Here is an 8724-nt window from a genome sequence, read left to right as displayed (position 1 = left end):
AATTCCTAATTTCCAATTACTAATTTGACATAAGAGATTTGAATTGGGATATGAATGAATTGGCTTTTTCAAGGCTTTTTGATTCTGCAATTATTCTAATTATCGGTTCGGTATTGGACATTCTTATATGAATCCAAGAATTATCTTTAAATATAATTTTATAACCGTCCTGCGTATCTAATGACTTTATTTCGTTTTTATTTTGCTCGGTAAAAGTATTTATTTTTTCGTTCAAAAATTTTGATATCTTTTCCTGCGGAATAGAGATTGCTATTTTATCTTTAACCATAAAATATTTTGGTAACTGGCTCTCTAATTCTTGTATTGATTGGTTACTCCAAATCATATACGCTAACATTAATGCCATTGCAACGGTAGAGTTTCTTCCCGCATTCACATCTTTTAGAATAATACCGCCATTTCCTTCTGCTCCTAATGAGAGGCTATGTGTTTGCATTGCTTCTACAACATTTCTCTCCCCTACCCTGGTTCTGATTATTTCTATTCCATATTCTTCCGCCATATATTCCCATAATGACGATGTCGATAGATTTATAGCGATATTCTTTACGTGTTTTATGTTTGATTGCTTTTGCAGTTCCAAAAGAAATTTTGCGCATAAAATAGGCGTTAATTCTTCGCTGTAAAGAGGCATTATAACCAGACGGTCCTGATCCGGGTCAAAAGCAAATCCTATATCTAAGTTATGTTGTTCAACAGTTTGATTGAGTTCTGTGAGATAGACTGGAGAAGGTTCTAATCTGCGTTTGCATTCTGAAAGCTCTTTCATATTTATGGAATAAATGTTTTCTTCTTCTACACCAATAGAGATGAGGAAACTTTTTGGGATTTGGAATCCTTCTTTAGAACAGGCATCAAGAGCAATTTTGGGTTGTTTTTCTTTGATTTTCAAGAAAATCTCTTCACCTTTGCCTACTTTCCCCGAACAAAGGTCTATTATTTTTTCAACCTTTTCTGTGACATCTCTGTTGTATTTATCTATGCAAAGTGTTTCCGAAGGAAGCTCTTTTATATCTGCGGTAATGCTTTTGGGTTCTTGCTCCCATGCGTCTTTTATTTTTTGCATAATGGACGCAGAAAGAATGCCGGCACCGTCTTGAGATGAGGATATAAATTTAATACCATTATATTCAATGGGATTATGACTTGCAGTGATGAATATGCCCCCGCTTGCCTTAAAATATCTAACAGCCCACTGCATAATCGGCAGAGTCGTGATTCCCAGATTAATAATATTCTCTATTTTATTTTGATAAAGCGCATTGGTAACTGTTTGAAGAAATGTTTTGCCAGTCGGCTTTATATCTTGACCTATTATTATTTTTTGAGGTTGTTCTTTGGATTTAAGATAGATTTTTAAAAAAAGATTTGTTGCTATGGATGCTTCAATCTGGGTAAAAGACTTGCCCACTATTCCTCTTATGCCTGAAAGGGAGATTATTAGATTAGACATGATTTTAATTATGATGGAAGATAGATGAAGGATGTCCACTCACTGTGTTCGTTAGGACGATTTTTCGTCCCTCGTCCTTCATGTTTCGTCCCTCGTTCTGCTAAAGTTCTTCCAAACAGTCTACGCCTTCTTCTTTGGGAAAAATATATCGCAGTGTTTTGATTTCCCCGCTCTTTGATAATTTCTTTTGTATGTGTTTTTTTATAAGAATACAATGTTCAATAGATATACTGCTATCTATAATGCACCCAAATATATAACTTGTGCCTTTTATATTTACATTCTTGCCTATTTTTACGGGATATTTATCATCGCCTATAATTTTTACACCTTCTTGGATTTTTACGCCTTCTTGGATATTGATATTCCCTTCCAAATAAGAATTCTTACCTATTGTTACATTTCTATTAAGAATTACTCCCCTACCCAAGTAAGCGCCTTTTCCTATCTGTAAATCCACTAAAATACCTTTTCTATCCATTTCCAAAAGACAACTTACAACTTCTTCGGCTATAAAAAAATCTTCAGGGTCTCGAAATATTACGATTTCCTTTAATTGTTCGTATACTCTCTGACGAGCTATGTTTTCCATTTTTTCAAGCGTAGCTCTATCATTATATCCCATCAAAGAATTCGAATTTTCAACCATCTGCGAACCTGTTTTAAGATTGTATTTATTGAAAATTTTCACCATGTCGGTCAAATAATATTCTTGTTGAATATTGTTTGATTTTAATTCTGATATATGATTCCTGAACGGTTTAATTTTGAATGCATAAATACCGGAATTGAATTCTCCTATTTTTAGAAGTTTTTCTTTCCTAAAAGACAATGTCTTGCCATTATGCACAATTTTGTACGCATTTTTTAGCGCAACGATATCTTTGTATTCTTTTATCTCAAGAACACTATCTTGTTTCTCCTTTATAATTCTTCCGTAATGATTTTTTACCGGATCTCCAATATATTCCCCTGTGAGGACAGTCATATCGCATTGTGAATTTTCAAATTGTTTTCTGAAATCTTTTATTATCTCTTCAGTTATTAATCCTGCATCGGCAGGATATATATATATATCGCCTTTGAAAGTCTTATTTATTACTTCCAAAGCGGTCTTTACAGCGTCTCCTGTGCCATTTTGTTGGCTCTGATAAACAAATTGTGTATTTTTTCGTCTACCAATCGCTTTTATCACTTCTTTGGCCTTTACACCAACAACTATTACCTGATTTGGACTTGAAATACCTTTCTCTGCAGATTCCAATACTCTGTTCACGCTTGGAATACCCCATATTTCGTATAATACTTTCGAAGTGGAAGATTTAATTCTTTTCCCATGACCTGCCGCAAGAATTATGGATATTCGCGGGATTTTATAATTAAAATCTGTTGAATACTTCTTAATTAAAGAATTAATCTTATTTTCGGAATCCATATTCGGATTATAGCAAAATAAAATTGCTATGCTCAAATTGCTTAAAAAAACCCCAGCTCCTAAAAAGGAGCCGGGGTTACAAATTATATCTTACCTAAGTTAATTCAATAGTTGTTTTAGTATCCGCCCATACCACCCATACCGCCCGGCATACCTCCCATACCACCCGGCATACCACCTGGCATTCCACCACCCGGGGCTTCTTTTTCAGGAATTTCGGCAACCAACGCTTCGGTAGTAATCAACAAAGAAGCTATTGACGCTGCATTTTGTAATGCAGTTCTTGTTACTTTTGTGGGATCAATTACGCCTATTTTGATAAGGTCCTCATATTTGCCGGTATCAATGTTAAGTCCGTAGTTTACGTTCTTTTCCCGTAATATGTTCTGAACAACGATTGAACCTTCTAATCCGGCATTTCCAGCCAATTGTCTTGTCGGTTCAGTCAGTGCCTTGTGCACTATTTCGGCGCCTATTTTTTCCTCTCCCGTCATGGTTTTAATTTTTTCGTTTAAAACCGAAAGACATCTAAGAAGAGCTGTTCCTCCACCGGGGACAATACCTTCTTCTATGGCAGCGCGTGTGGCGTGTAGAGCATCTTCCACTCTTGCCTTCTTCTCTTTCATCTCGGTTTCCGTAACTGCTCCGACATTGATTTGAGCAACTCCACCGGCAAGTTTTGCAAGTCTTTTCTTTAAATTTTCCTTGTCATAATCGGATGTGGTTTTTTCTATTTCTGCTTTTATTTGATCTATTCTCCCTTTGATTTCTTTTTGGTCGCTGGCCCCTTGAACAATAGTGGTGTTATCTTTATCCATTCTTATTCTTTTCGCCTTGCCGAGCATATCGACCGTTACATTTTCAAGCTTCATGCCGATATCCTCGGATATAACCTGTCCGCCTGTAAGAACTGCTATGTCTTGTAACATAGCTTTTCTTCTATCACCAAATCCGGGAGCTTTTGTAGTCGTGCATTTTAGTGTTCCACGTATTTTATTAACAACCAAAGTTGCAAGCGCTTCAGCTTCTACTTCTTCGGAAATTATCGCAAGAGGTTTGCCTTCTTTGGATATGGTTTCCAGAAGAGGTATTAAATCTTTTGCACTGGAAATTTTCTTTTCGCAAAGAAGAATATACGGGTTCTCAAGAACGGTTTCCATATTTTCCGCATCGGTCACAAAATAAGGAGATTGATAGCCATTGTCGAATTGCATTCCTTCCACAACTTCCAACGTTGTTTCAAGTCCCTGTCCTTCTTCTATGGTAATAACACCGTCTTTGCCAACTTTTTCCATTGCTTCGCCGATAATGTTACCGATAGCTTTATCATTATTGGAAGCAATAGTTCCCACTTGAGAAATTTCAAGTTTTTCTTTTACATTTTTGCTTATCTTTTTTAGCTTATCTATTACAATTGCCACTGCTTGTTCAACTCCTCTTTTTAAAGCCATTGGATTGGAACCGGCAGCAACATTCTTAAGTCCTTCTCTGCATATTGCTTGCGCAAGAACGGTTGCGGTTGTTGTTCCGTCACCAGCTATGTCCGAAGTTTTTGAAGCCACTTCTTTTAGCATTTGAGCACCCATATTTTCATATGGGTCTTCAAGGTCTATTTCTTTTGCAACGGTAACTCCGTCCTTTGTAATTGTGGGAGAACCAAATTTTTTCTCAATAACTACATTTCTACCTTTAGGGCCGAGTGTAACCTTAACTGCTTCAGCCAATTTATCTACACCGCGTAAAATCGCTTTACGAGCATCTTCATCAAAACATAATTGTTTAGCCATCTGTTAGATTCCTCCTTTTAATTTCATTTGATTATATTTATTTTCCATCAAGATTTCAGGGTTCCCCCTAATTCGCGAATCATGTCTTATTTTTCTATTATTCCTAAAACATCGTCTTCTTTCATGAGAAGATATTCTTTACCATCCACTTTAATTTCTGTTCCTGCATAAGATTCGAAAATTATCTTATCGCCTTTTTTCAATTCAAGCGATTGTCTTTTCCCGCTTTCTAATATTTTGCCCGGACCTACCGAAATTACTTCTCCTTCTTTTGGTTTCTCTTTAGCTGTTTCGGGCAAAAGAATTCCGCCTTTTGTTTTTCCTTCAGCTTCAAGCCTTTTTACAAGTATCCTATCGTTTAATGGTTTGATACGCATAACTTGAACCTCCTTGTTTGTTTGGTTTTTATCAAATGTTCTACTAACCTGACATGAAGTCAACCCAATTTGAAACCGTAATTATAACAGTATTCTTGAAATTTACAATTTTTCTCTATTAGTTTAGTTGCAATCGAGTGGTAAACCTCCACTGATATCCCCTATCCTGTCTTATACAAGTAAATTCAATACTTTTTTTATCAGAAATATTTTCCACAGCTTTATTGTAATCCTCTATATTCTTAATATCATATTTGTTTATGTTTACAATTAAATCTCCTTCTTTAAGCTCTGCGCGTTCAGCTAAAGAATCAGAATTAACTTTAATAATAACTACTCCTTGCCTGCTTTTAAGTTTATACTTTTCCGTTAATTCTTTATTCAGTTCTTTTACTTCAATTCCCAATGTTTCTTGAGATTGATCAGAACCTGTTTTTTCCGCAACTTCTTGAAGTGATTTTTTCTCTGCAATTTTTACCTTTTTTGAAATCTCTTTCCCATCTCTTAAAATAACGACTTTTATTTCAGTATCGGGAACAAGTCCTGCTACAATGTTCATTAATTGTTTAGTATTTTCTATGGATTTTCCGTCTATTTTTAATATTATGTCATTACTATTGACTTCGGCTTTATCTGCAGGAGAATCAACTTGAACCTGCCTGACAACAACTCCTTTGGTCTGCTTTATTTGTAAAGATTCGGCAAGTTCTTCGTTCAGGTCTTGAATAGTTACTCCAAGCCACCCTCTGGTAATTTTACCTTTGTCAATTAACTGTTTCATTACGTTTTGTGCGACGTTTATCGGAATTGCAAAACCTGCGCCCATATATCCCCCGTTTCTGGAAAAGATAAATGTGTTTATTCCGATAACTTTCCCGTCAAGATTTACGAGTGGTCCGCCGCTGTTGCCGGGATTGATTGCGGCATCGGTTTGAATAAAATCTTCATATTGAGTAACTCCCATATTAGTTCTGCCGATAGCTGATATTATACCGGCTGTAACCGTATGTTGCAGGCCAAAAGGATTGCCTACGGCAAGAACCCATTCTCCTACTTTCGCCTTGTCTGAATCACCAAGATTTGCCGCCGGTAAGTTATCTGCATTTATTTTAATTACCGCAATATCTGTTTCCGGGTCCCTTCCCTTTATCTCGGCATCGAATTTTTTGCCATTGGAAAGAATCACTTTAATCTTGTCTGCAACTTTGCCATTATATGCCACTACATGATTATTTGTAAGAATATATCCATCGCTTGTTAGAATAACTCCGCTACCCATACCCGATTGTTCATATTCTTTTTCTTGCGATGAATTACCTCTGGGAAAAAAGTCGGGTCCAAAAAATCTTCTGAATTTGTCAAAAGATGGATCATCAAAAGGAGCCATACCCCGTTGAGAAATTTTAAGTTTGGTAGTTGCCACCACACTTACCACAGAAGGATTTACCTTTTCGCTTATTGATACAAAAGCATTGGAAAGTTGACGAAGAGAATCTATCTCCTCTGCTTTAACAATAGCAACAGAAGAAAAAAGAATCATCAAACTTAACAAAACACTTGTTATAAAAATTTTATTTCTCATTTCCCTTTCCCTTAATTGTTTTTGGTTCTTCTTTTTTTTCGGCAACTTTGACCTTAGCGGGGCGTAAGAGCCTATCATGTAAGGTGTATCCTGGTAACACTTCCTCAACAACTATATATTTATTCCTGTTTCCCTTTTTTTCCTCATGAATCATTTCTAATGCTTCATGAAGCTTAGGATCATACTCTTTACCTAAAGCATCAATAGATTTAACCCCTTGTTGAGTTAATAGATTTTTCAATTCTTTGTATATCATTTCTACGCCTTGCCTAATAGCATTATCCGAATCGGAAGTGCTTATATGAGCAAGCGCTCTATCAAAATTGTCAGTTACACTTAACAACTGATAAAGAACATTCTCAAGAGCAAATTTCTTTATTTCATCCCTTTGTTTTTCATTTCTCTTGCGATAATTTTCAAGTTCGGCAAGTACTCTTTTCCACTTATCAATATATTCCTCTTTTTCTTTTACCAGAGCTGATATTTGCTCGTCTTTCTTGTGTTCCAAATCTATCAACTCTTTTTTAGTTTTACTTTCGTGATGTGTTTTATTCATTATTATCTCTGTAATATTTTTTATTTTTCGTCTTCGACCTTGTAATCCGCATCAACTACATCTTCCGCACTATTTTTAGAATTGCCGCTTTGTTTGGACTGTTTAGCGTTCTGTCCTGCAGAATTTTCGGCTCCGCCTTGAGCTTGAGCTGTGGTTTGTTTGTAAAGTTCGGATGAAATAGCATGCCAGGTTTGATTTAGGTTTTCCGTGGCTTTGTTAATTTCATCTGCATCATCTTTGGTGATAGCATCTTTTACCTGTTTGATGGCCTCTTCCAATTTTTTCTGTTGGTCAGGTTTTATTTTGTCCTTATTATCTTTCAACATTTTTTCAGACTGATAAACCATTGTGTCAGCTTTATTTTTAGCTTCAGCTTTTTCTTTCTTCTTTTTATCTTCCTCAGAATGTTGTTCTGCTTCAGATACAAGTTTTTCCTTTTCTTCTTCAGAAAGTCCGCCTGAAGCTTGAATTTTTATGCTTTGCTCTTTGCCAGTGGCTCTATCTTTGGCAGAAACATTCAATATACCATTTGCATCTATATCAAAAGTTACTTCTATCTGTGGTACTCCTCTTGGTGCAGGAGGTATCCCCATAAGTTGGAATCTTCCGATAGTTTTATTGTCGACAGCCATTTCTCTTTCGCCTTGGAGAACATGAACTTCCACAGAAGTTTGGCTATCTGCTGCTGTAGTAAAAATTTCGCTTTTTTTCGTAGGTATAGTCGTATTTCTTGGTATTAGCGTAGTTCTTATGCCGCCAAAAGTCTCTATTCCAAAAGTCAAAGGCGTTACATCCAATAAGAGTATATCTTTAACTTCTCCTTTTAAAACGCCTGCTTGAATAGCCGCTCCAATGGCTACAACTTCATCCGGGTTCACACCTTTATGAGGCTCTTTTTTGAATTGATTTTTAACCACTTTCTGAACTTTCGGCATCCTCGTTTGTCCACCTACGAGAATAACCTCATTAATATTTTCAGGTTTTAATTTGGCATCTGAAAGCGCTTGTTTGCATGGAGTAATTGTTTTTTCTATGAGCTCATCTACTAATTTCTCAAGTTGCGAACGTGTTAGTTTAATACTTAAATGTTTTGGTCCTGAAGAATCTGCAGTAATAAATGGCAGATTTATTTCTGTTTCTAAAGAAGTGGACAATTCACACTTGGCTTTCTCCGCCGCTTCTTTCAATCTTTGCAATGCCATTGGGTCTTTACGCAAGTCTATGGCGTTATCTTTTTTAAACTCGTCAGCTAACCAATCCATAATCTTCTGGTCGAAATTATCTCCGCCCAAATGTGTGTCGCCGTTTGTCGATTTTACTTCAAATACGCCTTCGCCTATTTCAAGAATAGATACATCAAAAGTTCCTCCGCCAAGATCATATACTACTATGGTTTCAGATTTCTTTTTATCTAATCCATAAGCCAAAGAAGCCGCAGTAGGTTCGTTTATTATTCTCAAAACTTCCAATCCTGCAATTTTTCCGGCATCTTTTGTAGCCTGTCTTTGAGAAT

Annotated in this window: 7 protein-coding genes; all 7 read right to left on the bottom strand. The window is 36.2% G+C overall.

Features of this window, described 5'->3' with window-relative positions; all coding sequences use genetic code 11:
- Positions 1 to 19: 19 nt before the first annotated feature.
- Positions 20 to 1474, bottom strand: a complete 1455-nt coding sequence (locus KAS42_00540; GenBank protein MCK4904721.1) for a hypothetical protein — start codon at positions 1472 to 1474, stop codon at positions 20 to 22.
- A gap of 100 nt (positions 1475 to 1574) precedes the next feature.
- Positions 1575 to 2909, bottom strand: a complete 1335-nt coding sequence (locus tag KAS42_00535; GenBank protein ID MCK4904720.1) for an NTP transferase domain-containing protein — start codon at positions 2907 to 2909, stop codon at positions 1575 to 1577.
- 116 nt (positions 2910 to 3025) lie between these two features.
- Positions 3026 to 4696: a chaperonin GroEL gene (gene groL / locus KAS42_00530; GenBank protein MCK4904719.1), complete on the bottom strand. Its 1671-nt coding sequence runs from the start codon at positions 4694 to 4696 to the stop codon at positions 3026 to 3028.
- Between the two features lie 86 nt (positions 4697 to 4782).
- Positions 4783 to 5073: a co-chaperone GroES gene (gene groES / locus KAS42_00525; protein ID MCK4904718.1), complete on the bottom strand. Its 291-nt coding sequence runs from the start codon at positions 5071 to 5073 to the stop codon at positions 4783 to 4785.
- Between the two features lie 118 nt (positions 5074 to 5191).
- Positions 5192 to 6655 carry a DegQ family serine endoprotease gene (locus tag KAS42_00520; GenBank protein ID MCK4904717.1) on the bottom strand — a complete coding sequence of 488 codons (1464 nt, stop codon included), beginning with the start codon at positions 6653 to 6655 and terminating at the stop codon, positions 5192 to 5194.
- A complete protein-coding gene (locus KAS42_00515; GenBank protein MCK4904716.1) occupies positions 6645 to 7211 on the bottom strand; it encodes a nucleotide exchange factor GrpE in 567 nt (188 codons plus the stop codon). The genes KAS42_00520 and KAS42_00515 overlap by 11 nt, the downstream gene beginning before the upstream one ends.
- A 20-nt stretch (positions 7212 to 7231) precedes the next feature.
- Positions 7232 to 8724, bottom strand: a 1493-nt coding sequence (dnaK, locus tag KAS42_00510) for a molecular chaperone DnaK (GenBank protein ID MCK4904715.1), incomplete at its 5' end; no start/stop codon positions are given.

Source organism: bacterium (assembly GCA_023135785.1).
In the GTDB taxonomy this organism is placed as follows: domain Bacteria; phylum CAIJMQ01; class CAIJMQ01; order CAIJMQ01; family CAIJMQ01; genus CAZNJA01.
The sequence above is the reverse complement of the archived record's forward strand: the minus strand, read 5'-3'. Positions and strand labels throughout refer to the sequence as shown.

Bases quoted from the DNA above. Each gene is read 5' to 3' on its own strand.
- KAS42_00540 (MCK4904721.1), bottom strand. From the start codon at position 1,474: ATGTCTAATCTAATAATCTCCCTTTCAGGCATAAGAGGAATAGTGGGC.
- KAS42_00535 (MCK4904720.1), bottom strand. From the start codon at position 2,909: ATGGATTCCGAAAATAAGATTAATTCTTTAATTAAGAAGTATTCAACA.
- groL (MCK4904719.1), bottom strand. From the start codon at position 4,696: ATGGCTAAACAATTATGTTTTGATGAAGATGCTCGTAAAGCGATTTTA.
- groES (MCK4904718.1), bottom strand. From the start codon at position 5,073: ATGCGTATCAAACCATTAAACGATAGGATACTTGTAAAAAGGCTTGAA.
- KAS42_00520 (MCK4904717.1), bottom strand. From the start codon at position 6,655: ATGAGAAATAAAATTTTTATAACAAGTGTTTTGTTAAGTTTGATGATT.
- KAS42_00515 (MCK4904716.1), bottom strand. From the start codon at position 7,211: ATGAATAAAACACATCACGAAAGTAAAACTAAAAAAGAGTTGATAGAT.